The 16793-nt window shown below is 59.5% G+C and carries 13 protein-coding genes; 1 reads left to right on the top strand and 12 read right to left on the bottom strand.

The genetic code is table 11. The features are described 5' to 3' along the window. Positions 1-238 precede the first annotated feature (238 nt). From pepN to MME58_RS08200, 7 genes are all read right to left on the bottom strand, one after another. Positions 239-2905: an aminopeptidase N gene (gene pepN, locus MME58_RS08230; protein ID WP_055005825.1), complete on the bottom strand. Its 2667-nt coding sequence runs from the start codon at positions 2903-2905 to the stop codon at positions 239-241. A gap of 12 nt (positions 2906-2917) precedes the next feature. Beyond that, positions 2918-3751 carry a DUF2797 domain-containing protein gene (locus MME58_RS08225; protein ID WP_054986966.1) on the bottom strand — a complete coding sequence of 278 codons (834 nt, stop codon included), beginning with the start codon at positions 3749-3751 and terminating at the stop codon, positions 2918-2920. Continuing rightward, positions 3748-4008 carry a YeaC family protein gene (locus MME58_RS08220; protein WP_003368468.1) on the bottom strand — a complete coding sequence of 87 codons (261 nt, stop codon included), beginning with the start codon at positions 4006-4008 and terminating at the stop codon, positions 3748-3750. The genes MME58_RS08225 and MME58_RS08220 overlap by 4 nt, the downstream gene beginning before the upstream one ends. Before the next feature lie 28 nt (positions 4009-4036). Beyond that, positions 4037-4909, bottom strand: a complete 873-nt coding sequence (locus tag MME58_RS08215) for a rhomboid family intramembrane serine protease (RefSeq protein WP_055005824.1) — start codon at positions 4907-4909, stop codon at positions 4037-4039. Further along, positions 4906-5877: a metallophosphoesterase gene (locus MME58_RS08210; protein WP_055005823.1), complete on the bottom strand. Its 972-nt coding sequence runs from the start codon at positions 5875-5877 to the stop codon at positions 4906-4908. The genes MME58_RS08215 and MME58_RS08210 overlap by 4 nt, the downstream gene beginning before the upstream one ends. Then, positions 5877-6767 (bottom strand): NAD(+) kinase, encoded by an 891-nt coding sequence (locus MME58_RS08205; protein WP_002554505.1) that lies wholly within the window; start codon positions 6765-6767, stop codon positions 5877-5879. Before MME58_RS08205 ends, MME58_RS08210 begins: the two co-directional genes overlap by 1 nt. A gap of 142 nt (positions 6768-6909) precedes the next feature. Continuing rightward, complete coding sequence (locus MME58_RS08200) at positions 6910-7977, bottom strand: GGDEF domain-containing protein (protein WP_055005822.1); 1068 nt, start codon at positions 7975-7977, stop codon at positions 6910-6912. 323 nt (positions 7978-8300) lie between these two features. Between MME58_RS08200 and MME58_RS08195 the strand changes: the two genes are divergently transcribed. Continuing rightward, positions 8301-9284, top strand: coding sequence for a DUF1853 family protein (locus MME58_RS08195; RefSeq protein WP_054986963.1), 984 nt, complete (start codon positions 8301-8303; stop codon positions 9282-9284). Here MME58_RS08195 and MME58_RS08190 read toward each other — a convergent pair. The 5 genes from MME58_RS08190 to MME58_RS08170 form a co-directional block, all read right to left on the bottom strand. Beyond that, positions 9250-10530: an arsenic transporter gene (locus MME58_RS08190; RefSeq protein ID WP_054986962.1), complete on the bottom strand. Its 1281-nt coding sequence runs from the start codon at positions 10528-10530 to the stop codon at positions 9250-9252. The genes MME58_RS08195 and MME58_RS08190 overlap by 35 nt on opposite strands. Next, complete coding sequence (locus MME58_RS08185) at positions 10530-11738, bottom strand: MFS transporter (RefSeq protein WP_054986961.1); 1209 nt, start codon at positions 11736-11738, stop codon at positions 10530-10532. Before MME58_RS08185 ends, MME58_RS08190 begins: the two co-directional genes overlap by 1 nt. 439 nt (positions 11739-12177) lie before the next feature. Continuing rightward, complete coding sequence (locus tag MME58_RS08180; protein ID WP_054984183.1) at positions 12178-13512, bottom strand: MFS transporter; 1335 nt, start codon at positions 13510-13512, stop codon at positions 12178-12180. A 149-nt stretch (positions 13513-13661) separates the two neighbouring features. Next, on the bottom strand, positions 13662-14606 hold the full coding sequence (locus tag MME58_RS08175) for a 1-aminocyclopropane-1-carboxylate deaminase/D-cysteine desulfhydrase (protein ID WP_055005557.1): 945 nt from the start codon (positions 14604-14606) through the stop codon (positions 13662-13664). A 72-nt stretch (positions 14607-14678) separates the two neighbouring features. Next, the gene (locus MME58_RS08170; RefSeq protein WP_055005555.1) at positions 14679-16718 is read right to left on the bottom strand and encodes an NADPH-dependent 2,4-dienoyl-CoA reductase; all 2040 of its coding nucleotides are present in this window, start codon (positions 16716-16718) and stop codon (positions 14679-14681) included. Between the last annotated feature and the right edge of the window lie 75 nt (positions 16719-16793).

Raw genomic sequence — 16793 nt, 5'->3', positions numbered from 1 at the left:
TGCCGTGGATCAGGTGAGCAACGTAGCAGATGTTTTCGAGGATGGATATACCTCACATGTGAGATTTTTTACGGGCAACCTTTGCGTGTGAGCCCTTGTGGGAGTGGACTTGTCCACGAAGACGGATCACCAGGCACCGAATGAATCGGTACAAAAAACTCAAAAAAAGCGCCATCCACATCAGCAGATAGCGCCTTTCTCCTGAGCCCTAACCACGCACTCAGCACCGCATCACCCATTATTCAGCCAGGCTTTTGCTCACCACTTCATACACATCTGCCGACAGTTTGCCGGAGGCAAGGATGCGCTCAAGCTCGGCCTTCATCAGCGCCTGACGGGCACTGTCATATTTACGCCAGCGGGTCAAAGGAGCCAGTTGGCGAGAAGCGATTTGCGGGTTGAGGGCATTCAGCTCGATGACCAGATCCGCCAGGAAGCGGTAACCTGAACCGTCTGCTGCATGGAAGTTGATCAGGTTCTGCCCAGCGAAGGCACCGATCAAGGCGCGGACCTTGTTCGGGTTTCTGATGCTGAAGGCCGGGTGCTTCATCAGTTCCTGCACGCGCTGCAAGCCACCGGGCTGAGTGCTGGCCGCCTGGACACTGAACCATTGATCCATGACCAGCGCGTTGGCTTTGAAGTTCTCGGCGAACACTGCAAGTGCCTGGTCACGCTCCTCGGTAAAGGGCGAGTTGACCAGCACCGCCAATGCCGTCAGGCGCTCGGTCATGTTGTCGCTGGTATCGAACTGGTCGATGGTCGCCGTCAGCACCTCCGGCTTGCCGCTGAGCATCAGGTAAGACAGCGCAATGTTCTGCAGGGCACGCCGTGCGAAATGCGCTGCTTCCGCGACATAAGGCGTGACTTTCGAGACCTCACGGTTGGCTTGATAACGCGCCAGCAGGCCATCGAACAGCCCTTCTGCCAGCTGCTGACGGGCAAACTCGCGAGCCGCGTGAATAGCGTCGACATCTGCTACTTCACTGATTTCGGCCAGATAAGCCTCGCCTGGCAGCGAAAGCATTTCTGCCACCATCGCCTGATCGAGCTGCTCGTCCGCCAGCACGGTGCCCAGCGCGGTAATCAACCGCTGATCCATGACCAGCGGCTGACCTTGCTGATGCTGAACGATCAGTTCCTGTAACACCTGAACCGACAATTGCTGGCCGGCGTCCCAGCGATTGAAACCATCGCTGTCGTGCTGCATCAGGAACATCAGTTGATCGCGGTCATATGGAAAGCTCAGCCTGACCGGCGCAGAGAATCCACGCAGCAGCGAAGGCAAGGGCTTTTCAGCGACGTCGACGAAGGTGAACGTCTGCTCGGCTTCGGTAACCGACAGCACACGTGTGGTGCCGGTAGCGGCCGTTTCGTTTGCCAGACGCAGGGCCACTTCGGCACCTTTGCTGTCCAGCAGTCCCAGCTCGACCGGTATCACGAACGGTTGCTTCTGATCACCGGGCTGACCCGGCGTGGTCGGGCAGCTCTGGCGGAAGGTCAGGCTGTAGGTTTTTGCAGCGGCGTCATAGGACTCGCTGACGGCCAGGCGCGGCGTACCCGCCTGGCTGTACCAGCGCTTGAAACGGGTCAGATCGACACCGTTGGCGTCTTCCATGGCTTTGATAAAGTCGTCGCAGGTCACGGCCTGGCCATCGTGGCGCTCGAAATAAAGGTCGCTGCCCTTGCGGAAGCCCTGGGCCCCCAAAAGGGTGTGAAGCATGCCGACCACTTCCGAACCCTTTTCATACACGGTCAGGGTGTAGAAATTGGAAATTTCGATAAAGCTGTCCGGGCGCACAGCATGCGCCATCGGCCCGGCATCTTCGGCAAACTGGTGAGTACGCAGATAAGCCACGTCCTGGATACGCTTGACCGTCGCCGAGTTCATATCCGCAGAGAAACCGGCATCGCGGTAAACCGTGAAGCCTTCCTTGAGCGATAGCTGGAACCAGTCGCGGCAGGTCACGCGGTTGCCCGACCAGTTGTGAAAATATTCGTGGGCGACGATCGCCTCGACACGCTGGTGTGCCGCATCAGTCGCGGTTTCGGCACGCGCCAGTACGGCGCTGGAGTTGAAGATGTTGAGGCCTTTGTTCTCCATCGCACCCATGTTGAAGTCGTTGACCGCAACAATCATGAAGATGTCCAGGTCGTACTCACGGCCATAGGTTTCTTCGTCCCAGCGCATGGACTTCTTCAGACTGGTCATGGCGTGCTGGCACTTGTCGATGTTTTCCGGCTCGACGTAAATGCGCAGGGTCACTTCCCGCTGACTCATGGTGGTGAAGGTGTCTTCGATGCACCAGAGATCACCGGCCACCAGCGCAAACAGGTAAGCCGGCTTCATGAACGGGTCTTCCCAGGTCGCCCAGTGCCGTCCGCCCTCTTCTTCACCGCTGGCCACCGGGTTACCGTTGGACAGGAGGATCGGGAAGCCCTGCTTGTCGGCGCTGACCGTGGTGGTGAACTTGCTCATCACGTCGGGTCGGTCGAGGTAGTAGGTAATCTTGCGGAAGCCTTCGGCCTCGCACTGGGTGCAGAACATGCCGCTGGACTTGTACAGGCCTTCCAGCGCGGTATTGGTTTCAGGATGAATGCGCACCGTGCTGTCAACCGTGAACCGTTCAGCCTGAGGGTGCAGCGTCAGGTGATCGTCCGTCAGTTGGTAATCCGCAGCGCTCAGCTCCACGTCGCTCAGTTTGACCGACACCAGTTCCAGATGCTGACCGTCCAGCACCAGCGGCGGCAGACCTGCACCGCGCTCCGGGTTGCGGCGCATGACCAGTTGGGCATGCACCAGCGAGTGGTCGTCGAACAGTTCGAAGGTCAGGTTCGTCTCGTCGATAAGGTACTCGGGAGCCTGATAGTCCTTCAGGTAAATCATTTTCGGTTGTTCGGTGCGCATGCTGGAATCCTTCTACTGATGCACGGCCAGTTGATAGGCCGTGTATTTGCGAATATTGATCACGCCGGTATCGAAAATCAGGTATTGGCCCTTGATCCCCAGCAGCGTGCCCTCGGCAATCGGGTGCTTGTCCAGGTTGAAGCTGACTATCTTGGCTGGATAAGCCTCGACCGGGTAACGAAACTCGACAGGCTCGGCGTCATGTAGCAGTTGGATGGCTTGCAGACCGAATCGTTCTTGCAATCCCAGCAGTCCCGCGCCGCAACTGTCGAACAGCTCCTGACGAATGGCCTTGAGGTCTACCGGCTGGGCATCGCCCTTGAGCAGGGCACGCCAGTTGGTACGGTCGGCCACCTGACTGCGCAGCAGGTCTTCGACAAAGCCGGACTGCTGGCGGGTAGCCACGCGCAGAATCGGCAACGCCTGGCTTGCGCCCTGATCCAGCCAACGGGTCGGCAACTGCGTTGAGCGGGTAATGCCGACCTTCACGCCTGACGAATTGGCCAGATAGACGATGTGGTCCGTCATGCAGAACTGCTCGCCCCACGCCGGATCGCGACAGGTGCCCTGATCGTGATGGCATTTTTCCGGGCTCATGATGCACATGTCGCATTGCGCCAGCTTGAGCATGCATGGGTAGCAATAGCCCTGGCTGTAGCTGGATTTGGTCTTGCGCCCGCAATGACTGCAATGAATGGCGCCGAGAAACTCCAGGCGCAACGTCTTGCCGATCAGCGGGTTGACCGCAATTTCAGTATCACCAAGACGAAAAGCGTATTGCACACACGACGCGTCATCCTGACGCGCCGACATTTTGTTGACGGCTCCGCGACCAATTTCGATCAATGAATTGCATCCGATTTGAACAGAATATTGGGCACTGGCGCTGATTTGGAGGCGCATTCCTGCGGCCCCATATAGCCGGTGCGCTGGTCTTCAGGCAGGTTCTGCGCTTCCCAGGCGATCAGCGCCTGCAAAGACAGCTCGCGCTGCTCCTGAGTCAGCTTGCGACCGTCGGACCATTTACCGATTTCCACCGCCAGTTTCAGGCTCTCGTAGATATCCGGGGTGATGTTTTCGATCATTTCTATAAAAGACGACATGGCGCGCTCCAGAAAATAGCGGATTATTTTACGCCTTACGGCGCGCGAGCGCACCGCCCAGGAGGCCGGTGACACAACCGATGACCAAACCGCCGACATGTGCGCCGTTGGCGATTTCGCAAAAGCCGAGCATGCTCACCAGCCCGGACAAACAAAGTGCCAACCAAATCAGCATCATGATCAACACCCCGCGCGGCAGACGGTAGACCGGATTGGGTGCCAGCAACTGGAAGATCCAGCAATGGCCGAGCAAACCGTACAGCACGCCGGACAAACCACCGAACAGGCTCGGGCCGCTGAACAGGTATTGCACATAATTTGAAACGGCTGAAAACAGCAGCGTGAGCAGCAACAGCGCCAGGCTGCCCTGACGAATTTCGATACGCCGCCCCAGTTCCCAGAACCACATGCCGTTCATGGCCAGGTGCAGGATGCCAAAGTGGATCAGCATCGGTGACACGATCCGCCACCATTGCCCGTCGGCCAGGCTGGCGGACAACGGCAGAAATGTCGCGTATTCGCCATTGATACGGAAATCCTGAAAGGTCAGCCAGCGGATCACCTCAAGGTTGTCGCCCAGCAATGTCATGCCAGCCACAAGCAAGGTGACCAGCAACACCAGAGCCGTCACCGGGCTGTTACGTAACTGTTCAATCAGGCCTGGCGGCTTGTAGGCGGGGCTCGGAGTGTCATGCGCCAGTTGAAAATGCTCGTCGCCTTCCGGAAAGCGCGTGTACAACTCGCGAACTTCGTCAGCCAGTCGCGGCGCGTCCGGTACCCAGAGCACTTGCTCGCCCGCCTCTTCGCTGACCCGGTGGGGAATCCGCAAGCGCTGCAGCAGGCTCACAAAACCACTCAGGTTGGTGGTCAACGGCAAACGCAGAACTGCAACAGCACTCATTCTGAAACCTCGGGACGCTGCACGTCGACCCAGACGAACTTGTCCGGGTCGATCTGTGTTTCATGGTCCAGCCGATAAGCGACCAGCTTGCCATAGAGCACGGCACTGTAATCCAGACAGGCCAGGTTCGGCCGGATCGGCGCAGGGATGCCGCTGCGCCAGTAATGGCCGACAAACAGCAGCGGTTCATTGATGCCGTACCGCAACAATGCGTTTTTTTCGGACGTGGAAAGCGGCGTCTTGGCGACGCCTTCGGGTAGCGCGTCCGGCTGAAAGACCACATCGCCATAGGTCTGCGGGTCGTCTTCCCAGAACTTGGTACGGAAAAACTCACGGGTCAGCCCATCGCCACCGGTCAGCGTCAGGCCATGTGGCAGACGCATGTCGGTGCCGCGCAACAGACGGTTGAAGACGTTGCTGGCGAAGCTGCCGGGCACTGCCGACGCCTGGACGAAATGCCTGTCGATACAGCCATTGCCATGCAGGCCACGCAACGGGTCGATCAGGGCCGCATCCCAGCAGGCATGCACTACCCTGAAACGACCGGCATCGATATACAGCGGCAGTTCGTAGAACCAGTTGACGAACTCGCTCCACTCATCCGGATAGCGTTCGAACTGCGCCAGGGTTTCACCGATAAGCCGAGCGTGCCGCGGAGTGTGCTCGCGCACAAACTGATGACCGCTTTCCGGCAAGGCCAGCGTCACCCAGCCCAGCGCATTGAACTCATGGTTGCCCATGATGCAAAGGGCATGGCCGGCCTGAACCATATCGCGGACGATGTGCAGCGACTCGCGAATACGCGGACCACGATCGATGATGTCGCCAAGGAAAAGTGCAATGCGCTCAGGGTGGCGCCACACGCCAGCCTGCAGACGGTAACCGAGAAGCTCCAGCAAGTGCTCGAGGGTATGGGCACACCCATGCACGTCACCGATCAGATCGTAGCCACGCGCCGGATCGAGCATTAATCGCCCCCGCCGCCGAGCTTGCTGCCCCAGCCAAGTTTGGTGCGGCAGACTTCGTAATAGTTGTGATCCAGTGGATGAATCAGACGCAGCTTCTGCGGTTTCTTGCTGACCGTGATGGTGTCGCCCGGCGCGCAGGTAAAATGATTCTGGCCGTCACAGGACACTTGCGGGTAGATGGTCATGTCCTTGGACACCACGATTTTCAGCTCGCTGTTACCGTCCACCACAATAGGCCGCCCGGACAGGGTGTGCGGGTACATCGGCACGATGACGATTGCGTCGAGCTTGGGATGCATGATCGGCCCGCCCGCCGACAGCGCGTAGGCCGTCGATCCGGTCGGTGTGGCGACGATCAGGCCATCGGCCTTCTGACTGCACACGAACTGACCGTCGATATAGATCTCGAACTCGATCATGCGCGTGGACTTGCCTGGGTGCAGCACCACGTCGTTGAGCGCATCGCCCTGGCCGATGGCCTCGCCATGACGGCGCACTTCGGCCTGAAGCAGAAAGCGGTTTTCGACCAGATAGTGCCCGTCGAGCACTTCGGCGCACTTGACCTCCAACTCGTCGGGACGGATGTCGGTCAAAAAGCCCAGGCTGCCGCGATTTATGCCCAGCACCGGCACGTTGTGCCTGGCCAGCGCGCGCGCGGCACCGAGCAGGCTGCCATCACCACCGACCACAATAACCATGTCGCAGACCTCGCCGAGCATCTTGCGCGACGAGGTTTGCAGACCATGACCGGGCAGAACTTCGGCAATCGTCTCTTCGAGAATGACGTGCAGGTGGCGGTCCAGCAGGAATCTCTTGAGTCGGCGGACGGTATCGAGCACCTGAACGCTGCCCAGACGACCGATGATGCCGATATTGCGAAATTGCTCCATGAGGCTCCTGCTGCGGGTTCGATGCGACTTAAAAACGTGATTATGGGCGAAAGGACCTTACAGCAGCAAACCGGGGCGCAAAAGGAGGCAGGAAGACGTTGCAGGGCTGTGCGCGGAAGGCGCTGAAAAGTCCGCTTGTGGCCTAGGGTGTCAACGCCTGGGTGCCGTCATACGCAAGGCCCGTGCTGCCCGCCGGCACCTCCTCCAGCGGCACGCCTCTCCAGAACGCCCGATCCTTGCCGTCTCGCTTGGCTTTGTACAAGTTGATGTCGGCTGTCTTCAGCACTTCCGGGCTGCTCGACGCAGAGAAGATGTCGGCCAGCCCTGCACTGCAGGTCAGCGGGCTGACGACGAGCGATGTTCTGATCCTGTCCAGAAGACGCAGGACATAATCCCGAACGTCATTTTCACTGCACATCGGCAGGATAACGCCGAACTCCTCTCCGCCCATTCGTCCAACAGCGAGACTGCCCCGGGTTTCCTTCAGGCAGGCCGCCATGACACGAAGCGCCTGATCACCTGCGTCATGGCCGAACTGATCATTAATGCGTTTGAAATCATCAATGTCGAGCATCAGAAAATAACCCGCGGTGTTATTCAGTACATGATTATCCAGTGCCTGCATCAATGCCCGACGATTCAATATCGCGGTCAGGTCATCGGTCAGCGACCATTCACGAAACTGGCACTCCAGGCTCAATACGGTGCGCAAGGCGCGGGTATAAGTGTGATTGAGCACACTGCCCATACTGGCAGACGCAATAAAGAACAGTGTCATGAAAACAGACGCCACGCTGTCGCCCTCAACCCTCTGGGCGGGAGAGAGAATACACCAGACGAGCAACGTCACCAGAAGATAGTCACGGGTATAAACCACTAACAATGCCGAGACCAGGATAATCATCACCGCGACCGGCAATGCCCCGTCGATACCCAGCCCGATATTCAGCTGGCTGGCCCGGGAAAAGCACAGGGCAGCGATGATCACAAACGCAATGCCGGCCAGCCGCCAGGCTCTGAAATCGGCGACCCGATATTGCCAGAAACAGGCCGCCAGCAACCCCAGCGTCAACAGTATTTCCCGCACGCCATATTGAACATGTGGTGTGACAAACAGAACAATCAGCCAACAGACAATCGCAATACATTGTACGCGTGCAATGGCGGGTGAGAGCAGATGTTTTATCCGCGCCTGCATATCACCATTCATAAAAAGCTCCAGGCATCCCGTTGGCAAGACAGACTATCCGCCGTCTGAAATCTTTTGTATAGACGGCCGATATTCAACCGGTGGAGTGCAGAATACCCATGACAATTGAATGACTGTTCATAGGGCCTGCGTCAATAAACATGTTTGGCACAGGCGAGCAGTATTTAACATTGAAAACAGACAATCCCTCAATGGCAGCGCGCGCTCAATTTCATATCAGTGTCTGCTCACTTGATGTCCATTCAGCGCGCGTTCATACGCCGCAGCACCCGCTCTGCCGAAACAGACTGTCTGTCGGCAGCGAGTCACGCTATCCTCGGTGCATGACTCTATTTCCCAGCCTGCTTGACCTCCCCCACCAGTTACGGCACCCCGAAGTGCGTGACCTTGCCTGGGTGATACTTGCCCCGCCCATGCTGGACGTCACGCCCTGGCCGCAGCGCCATCCGCTGGCGGGCAGCGACTGGGTACAAGCCCCTGGACAGCTCGCGGAGTTTCTCTGGCAGCTCGACCGCGACAGCCATCCGCTGGAGGAGTGGCTGGCGCTGGCGACGACACGTCGACTGGGCCGCTATTACGAACGACTCTGGCAGTTCGCAGTGCAGCAGGCACCGGGGGTAGAAATCATTGCCGCCAACCTGCCCATCCGGCTCGGCAGCCAGACGCTGGGCGAGTTGGACATGTTGCTGCGTGATCGTGAGGGCGTGCATCACCTCGAGCTGGCAATCAAGCTCTACCTGGGTCCACAGGACGGAGACGGTCGCGATCCGGCCTGCTGGCTGGGGCCTGGCTGTCAGGATCGTCTGGACCGCAAGCTCGCCCACCTGAGCCAGCATCAGTTGCCGATGTCGGCACGCCCGGAAAGCCGTGCCGCGCTGGCAACCCTGGGTGTCGAAGCCTTCAGCGCACAGCTATGGCTGGGCGGTTATCTGCTGTACCCATGGCCAGGCTCATGCGAATCACCCGCAGGTGTTCATCCGCAGCACCTCAAGGGCCGCTGGTTGCATCAACGCGACTGGCGATCGTTTCTGGCACAAAGCAGCCCAGGACGCTGGCAACCGCTGCCGCGTCATGCCTGGCTGGCACCTGCGCGGTACAGCGAGGCCTGGAGCGATCAGCAGTTGCACGAGTGGCTGGCAGAGCTCGACCCGCTGGCGCCAGCACAACTGCTGGTGCGTCTGAGGGAGAATACCGAGGGTAGCTGGGAAGAAGCCGAGCGGCTTTTTCTTGTGTCGGACATGTGGCCGAATCTGGCCGACACCAGTCACCTGCTCAATTCAATCGCAGTGCCAGCGCAGCCAGTGTGACAAGCAACACAGGCACGGTCAGTACGATACCGACCTTGAAGTAATACCCCCAACTGATGGTTATCCCCTTGCGCTGCAACACATGCAGCCAGAGCAACGTGGCCAGGCTGCCGATGGGGGTGATTTTCGGCCCCAGATCGCTGCCGATCACGTTGGCGTAGATCATTGCTTCCTGGACAGCACCACTGGCATGGCTTGCGTCGATAGAAAGCAGCCCGATGAGCACGGTGGGCATGTTGTTCATGATCGAAGACAGAAATGCCGTCATCACGCCAGTGCCCATCGCAGCGCCCCAGATGCCGTAGCCCGCGAACCAGTCCAGCAGACTGGCCAGGTAACCGGTGAGTCCTGCATTGCGCAGGCCGTAGACCACCAGGTACATGCCCAGCGAAAAGACCACAATGTGCCACGGCGCTTCTTTCATGACCTTGCGCGTCTTGATCGTATGCCCTTTCGCGGCGATAGCCAGCAACAGCAATGCGCATACCGACGAAATCGCACTGATCGGAATGCCCAGCGGCTCAAGGGCGAAACAGCCCACCAGCAGAATCAGCAGGACAGCCCAACCGGCCAGGAACGTGGCACGGTCATGGATAGCTGTCTCGGGCTTATCCAGATGCTCGGGCTCGAATTCGCTGGGGATATCCCGACGGAAGTACACCATCAGCACTGCCAGGGTGGCCGCGACACTGGCCAGGTTCACCGGCACCATGACGGCTGCGTAGCGGTTGAAGCCGATCTTGAAATAATCCGCCGAGACGATGTTCACCAGGTTTGAAACCACCAGCGGCAGACTGGCTGTATCGGCAATAAAGCCGGCCGCCATGACGAACGCCAGGGTCGACGCAGCGGAAAAGCGCAGCGCCAGCATCATGGCGATGACGATCGGGGTCAGGATAAGCACTGCACCATCGTTGGCGAAAAGGGCCGACACCAGCGCACCGAACAGCACGAACAGCGCGAACAGACGACGCCCGTTGCCCTTGCCCCAACGCGCTACGTGCAACGCTGCCCAGGCAAAGAAACCGGCCTCATCCAGCAACAACGTGATAATGATCAGCGAAATGAACGTTGCCGTGGCGTTCCAGATGATGCCCCACACCACAGCAATGTCGCCCAGGTGCACCACCCCTGTCAGCAGTGCCAGAACCGCCCCCAGTACCGCACTCCAGCCTACGCTCAGGCCTTTGGGCTGCCAGATGACCAACGTGATGGTGAACAGGAAGATCAGCGTTGCTATCAGCATTATTTAGTCCGGGGCAGAAAAATCGCGAGGATGCCGAGCAGCGGCAGGTACGAGCACAGTGTGTAGACAAACAGGATGCCGTGGCTGTCAGCCAGATAGCCGAGCAAGGCGGCTCCGATGCCGCCGAAGCCGAACATCAGGCCAAAGAAAAGCCCGGCAATCATGCCCACATTACCCGGCACAAGCTCCTGGGCGTAGACGACGATGGCGGAAAAAGCCGAAGCCAGTACAAATCCTATGATCACGCTGAGGACGCTGGTCCAGAACAGATCCGCATATGGCAATGCCAGTGTGAACGGCGCAGCGCCGAGAATCGAAAACCAGATCACAGCCTTGCGGCCAATGCGGTCGCCGATAGGACCGCCGAAAAAGGTCCCCGCCGCTACCGCGCCCAGAAACAGGAACAAGTGCAACTGCGAACTGGCGACCGACAGGTCAAACTTCTCGATCAGGTAGAAGGTGAAATAGCTGGTCAGGCTGGTCATGTAGAAAAACTTGGAAAACACCAGGAATGCCAGCACGGCCAGTGAGGCAATCACGCGCTTTCTGGACAGGCCATGAGTGGCAGCCTGACCTGCCTTGAGCTTGAACAGATTGAGGTGCGCGCGATACCAGCGGCTGATTGCATACAGCAACCCCAGGGAAAACAGCGCGAACAAGCCGATCCAGGCGACGTTGCCCTGGCCGAACGGGATGATGATCGCCGCCGCCAGTAACGGTCCGAACGCAGAACCGGTGTTGCCGCCTACCTGAAACGTCGATTGCGCGAGCCCGTAGCGACCACCGGAAGCCAGCCGCGCAATACGTGAGGCCTCCGGGTGAAACGTCGAGGAGCCGATGCCGATCAATGCGGCGGCCAGCAGAATCAAGGGGAAGCTACCCACCATGGACATCATGACAATGCCGATCAGCGTGCAGACCGAGCCGACAGGCAGCACCAGCGGATTGGGATGGCGGTCGGTGTAGTAACCGACCCAGGGCTGCAGCAGCGACGCAGTGATTTGAAACGTCAGGGTGATCAGGCCGATCTGTGTGAAGCTCAAGTCGTAGCTGGCTTTGAGCATTGGGTAGATCGACGGAAGAATGGCTTGAATCAGGTCGTTGATCAGGTGCGCGAGGGCAACGGCACCGATAATGCGCATGACCAGCGGGCTGGCTTGAGGGGGGGTCGAGGCCTTCGCCGTCGCAGGCTGAGCGCTGGTCGCCATTGATATTCATCCGTAAAAAAGGTTTCGGGTCGCCCGGACGGATGATTACAAGATGTGTCACGCGCACCAGGGCGCGCCAATGTGCCATTTTTCAGGGCGACTGTGCCACGTTTTGTTGCGTTTTTGCTGACGAATCGGAAAGCGCTCTGCCGGGCACGGCGGTGTCCTGTGTCTGACTGTCGCGACGATGCTGCGCGTGGGCATGCAGTTCGTGGCGCTCTGCGATGTCAGGTGGATTGGGGCTGATTATCGTGCCGACGCTCTGCGTCGGAACGCAGTTCGTGACGCTCTGCGTCACACAGCGGTTCTGGGATGTCAGATGGATTGGGGGTCGACTCAGATTCTCGTTCCCACGCTCCGCGTGGTAATGCAGTTTGTGACGCTCTGCGTCACACGGCGGTTCTGCGGTGTCGGTAATGTTTGTTTCCGGCCCTTGCCCTCAGGCAATTGACCCCACCGGCTCATTGCCTGCAGCAGGCACATCATGCAACGAGATTTTCGAGGTTTCCGGCAGGGCAAGGCCGCCTGCCATCGCCAATACTGCCACGGCGATGAGATAGAACGCTGGCGACAGGTTGCTGCCGGTCATGCTGATCAGCCAGGTAGCCATCAGCGGTGCGGTGCCGCCGAACAGGGTGTAAGCCATGTTGTAAGTGATCGCTGAGGCGGTGTAGCGGGTGCGGGTCGGAAAGGTTTCCGACAACAATGCGGCCGTTACCACGCCGCATAGCACTGCGCCCACGGCGAGTAGCATGACGCCGATGATCGAGGCAATGAACGAGCCGGAGCTGGCCATCAGGAACGACGGAAACACCACGACCATCAACAGTGTACAGGCGGTTGCCATGGTGACCCGACGCCCTACCCGGTCCGAATAGGCACCCGCCAGCGGACACAAAGCAGCGGCGAAGGCCAGTGCAATCAACGATACGAGTAACGCCGTCGCCCTACTCAAGCCGCCAGCGACTTGCAGGTAGGTCGCGAAATACGTCGTGAACATGTAGAACGACAACGCCGTCAACGAAACGAATGCGCCCAGACAGCCTATCGCCGACGCGTGGTGGCGCAAGGTGTCCTTGAGTGGCGAGTGAGCAACGGCATGCTCTTGCGCGACAGCCTGAAACGCTGGCGTTTCATCGAGTTTCCAGCGCAGGTACAACCCGACCAGACCCAACGGTGCTGCAATCAGAAACGGCAGACGCCAGCCCCAACTGCCCATGGCCTCAGTCGACAGTGAAGACTCCAGCGCGTAAGCCACTACTGCCGCGGCAGCGAAGGCCGAAAACGTCGAGACCGGTACGAAGCTGCCATACCAGGCCCGCTGCGTGCGCGGCGCGTGCTCCATAAGGTAAGCACAGGCACCGGCATACTCACCGCCGGCCGAAAAACCTTGCGCACAGCGAATGATCGTCAACAGGATCGGTGCCATAACGCCAATCGCTGCATACGTGGGCAGCAGGCCGATCAATGTAGTGGCACCGGCCATCAGCAGGATGGTCATTGCCAGGGTCTTCTTGCGCCCGATCCGGTCACCCAGCATGCCAAAGAAAACCCCGCCCAGCGGCCTGAATGCGAAGGCCACGGCAAACACGGCGAAGGTTTTCAATAACGCAGCGCTGTTGTCACCACTGGGAAAGAACTGCAGTGCGATGGTGGTCGCCAGAAAGCCATACACGGCGAAATCGAACCACTCGACGAAATTGCCGATGGCCGCCGCAACGATGACTTTTTTCAGCGTGGCAGGGTCGACTTGCTCTACGGGGGTGGTTGTCATGGCTGACCTCGGCGTCTTGATCTGGAATGGATCGATTATCGAGACAGCGCCACGGACGCCTCACTCCAGAAGTGTCATCCACGTAGTCGTGGCCGACGTCTCGTCATCGATCTGCGCAGAAATTCATGCCAAAGGCTCTGCCACGAGGCTTACAGCCCCATCGCACGCCGCCCCTGCAGGCCACCGGTATGAATGACGACCAAGCGGGTGCCTGACTCAAAGCGACCGGCCTGCACCTCATCATGCAAGGCCAGCAAAGCCTTGCCGGTGTACAAGGGCTCCATAGGTACGCCGCTGTATGCCTCGCCGCTGGCGATGAATTCCAGCAGCGAGGCATCGGTTCTGGCGAAACCGCCACGGCAGGCCTCAAGCAGAACGCAGTTATCGGGCAGGTCCGGCGAGATGTTCACCTGCCGTCCTGCGGACTCGTTCAGCACAGCCATGATATTTTCAACGACACCATGATCGCCCGGCACCGCCATCGCGCCATACACCGGACGGGCACCGGCCTCGGCCAACAGCAGACCGGCTAGTGTTGTGCCTGTACCCACCGCCAGCCACCAGCCGTGATAATCGTCCCAACCGAGTTGCTCGAGCTGCTCAACGACCATTTCCCGCAACCGGCCGCAACCCACGGCACCGGGTAGCCCGCCACCGCCTTCGGCAATAGGATATAGACAGGGATGAAGGGCCTGCCAGGGCACCCAGAAATCTGCGGCATGCCGCGCCCGATAACCGGCATACCCCAGCCAGTGCAGTTGCATGCCGAACGCCTGCAAGTCGAGTACGGTAGGCGTCTGCCGGGCATGGCCACGCAACAGGCCTGCCGTCGGGAAGCCGAAACGCTTGCCTGCGGCCGCCAGAGCATGAAGGTGATTGGAGTGTGCACCACCGAGGCTGATCAACCCCTCGGCACCCTTATCGATAGCCAGGGTCAGGTGCTCGCTGAGCTTGAACCACTTGTTGCCGCTGATCAGCGGATCAATGAGGTCCAGACGCAGGATCGCAACCTCGACCCCGGCGTCTTGCAGCCAGGGCAGGTTCAAGCGTTCAAGGGGGGCGATGGGTTGCCAGCCCAGGGCGTCGATAATCATGCGCGGCAGTCTACAGGCAAGGTGCTTCAGGGTCTGCGCCAATTCACAGACGCCTGATCAAGCATTGTGCCTTTACAGGGCTGCGGCCAGCCGTGAGCCCTGATCGATTGCCCGTTTGGCATCCAGCTCTGCAGCGACATCCGCGCCGCCGATCAGATGGACGCTCTGCCCGACCGCCACCAGATCGTCATACAGCTCGCGCAATGGGTCCTGCCCGGCACAGATCACGATGTTATCCACTGCCAGGAGCTTTTCCTCGCCGTCTTCGCCGATGCGAATATGCAACCCGGCATCGTCGATTTTCAGGTACTGGACACTGTTGAGCATCTGCACCTGCTTGTTTTTCAGCCCCGTGCGGTGAATCCAGCCGGTAGTCTTGCCCAGGCCGTCACCCACCTTGGAGCTCTTGCGCTGCAACAAAAACACCTGTCGCGCCGGAGCATGCACTTCGGGCTTGACCCCGGCGACACCTCCGCGCGCCTGCAGGGTGGTGTCGATGCCCCACTCTTTCCAGAACGCCTCACGGTCCAGACTGGTGGCCACGCCCTGATGCACGAGAAATTCCGACACGTCGAAGCCGATGCCACCCGCGCCGATCACTGCTACGCAATGCCCTACCGGCTTGCGCTGCAAGATGACATCCAGATAGCTGAGCACTTTGGGGTTATCGATGCCGGGGATCGCCGGAGTGCGCGGCGCAATGCCGGTTGCCAGAATCACCTCGTCAAAACCGGCCTCCAGCAGATCGCCGGCCTTTACGCGAGTGCCTAGGCGCAACTGCACGCCGGTTTCCTGCACTTTGTTGCGAAAGTAACGCAGGGTTTCGGAGAACTCCTCCTTGCCCGGCACACGCTTGGCGATATTGAACTGGCCGCCGATTTCACTGGCCGAATCGAACAGGGTAACCTCATGTCCACGCTGTGCGGCAACGGTTGCAGCGGCAAGGCCGGCAGGACCGGCACCCACCACGGCAATCTTTTTGATCTGCAGGGTTGGCAGGTAGTTGAGCTCGGTCTCGTGGCAGGCACGCGGGTTGACCAGGCAGCTGGTCAGTTTGCCGCCGAAGGTGTGGTCAAGGCAGGCCTGATTGCAGCCGATGCAGGTGTTGATCCGTTCGGCGTGGCCCGCTACCGCCTTGTTGACGAACTCAGGGTCGGCCAGAAAGGGACGAGCCATCGAGACCATGTCCGCGTCGCCTTCGCTGAGGATACGTTCGGCAACTTCCGGGGTATTGATCCGGTTGGTGGTAATCAGCGGGACCTTCACCGAGCCCCGCAATTTGGCAGTGACTTTGCTGAACGCTGCCCGCGGCACCTTGGTGGCAATGGTCGGTATACGCGCTTCATGCCAGCCAATCCCGGTGTTGATCAGGGTCGCGCCGGCCTGCTCGACCGCCTTGGCCAACTGGACGATTTCCTCCCAGGTGCTGCCGCCTTCCACCAGATCCAGCATCGACAGACGAAAGATAATGATGAATTCCGCGCCGACTGCCTCACGTACCCGCGTCACGATCTCGACCGCCAGGCGCATACGATTTTCATAGCTGCCACCCCAGCGGTCAGTGCGGTGGTTGGTATGCGCGGCGAGGAACTGATTGATGAAGTAGCCTTCCGAGCCCATGATTTCGACACCGTCATAACCAGCGCTACGGGCCAGTGTCGAGCAGGTAACGAAATCGGCGATCTGCTTTTCGATGCCGTCTTCGTCCAGCTCATGCGGCGTGAACGGGTTGATAGGCGCCTGGATGGCGCTCGGCGCAACCTGCTTGCGACTGTAGGCGTAGCGACCGGCATGCAGGATCTGCAGGCAGATCTTGCCGCCAGCATCATGGACCGCCCGGGTCACGACGCGATGCCGATCCGCCTCTTCGGCGTTGGTGAGTTTTGCCGCGCCGTCGTAGACACCGCCCTCCTCGTTCGGCGCGATCCCGCCAGTCACCATCAACCCGACCCCGCCCCGGGCCCGCTCGGCAAAGTAGGCTGCCATGCGCTCGAAGCCACCCGGACGCTCTTCCAGACCGGTGTGCATCGACCCCATCAGGGTCCGGTTGCGCAGGGTCGTGAAACCCAGGTCCAGGGGGGCCAGCAGGTGCGGGTAATGAGCAGCAGTCATGGCGAAGCTCCATCGAGTCGATCACGGGAAAACAAGGACCTCTGCGTGTCCTCTCATGGGCAACAGTAAAGACGC

The organism is Pseudomonas syringae pv. tagetis (assembly GCF_022557255.1).
GTDB lineage: Bacteria > Pseudomonadota > Gammaproteobacteria > Pseudomonadales > Pseudomonadaceae > Aquipseudomonas > Aquipseudomonas caricapapayae.
Note: the sequence above shows the minus strand (reverse complement) of the source record. Positions and strands in the feature narration are given on the sequence as shown.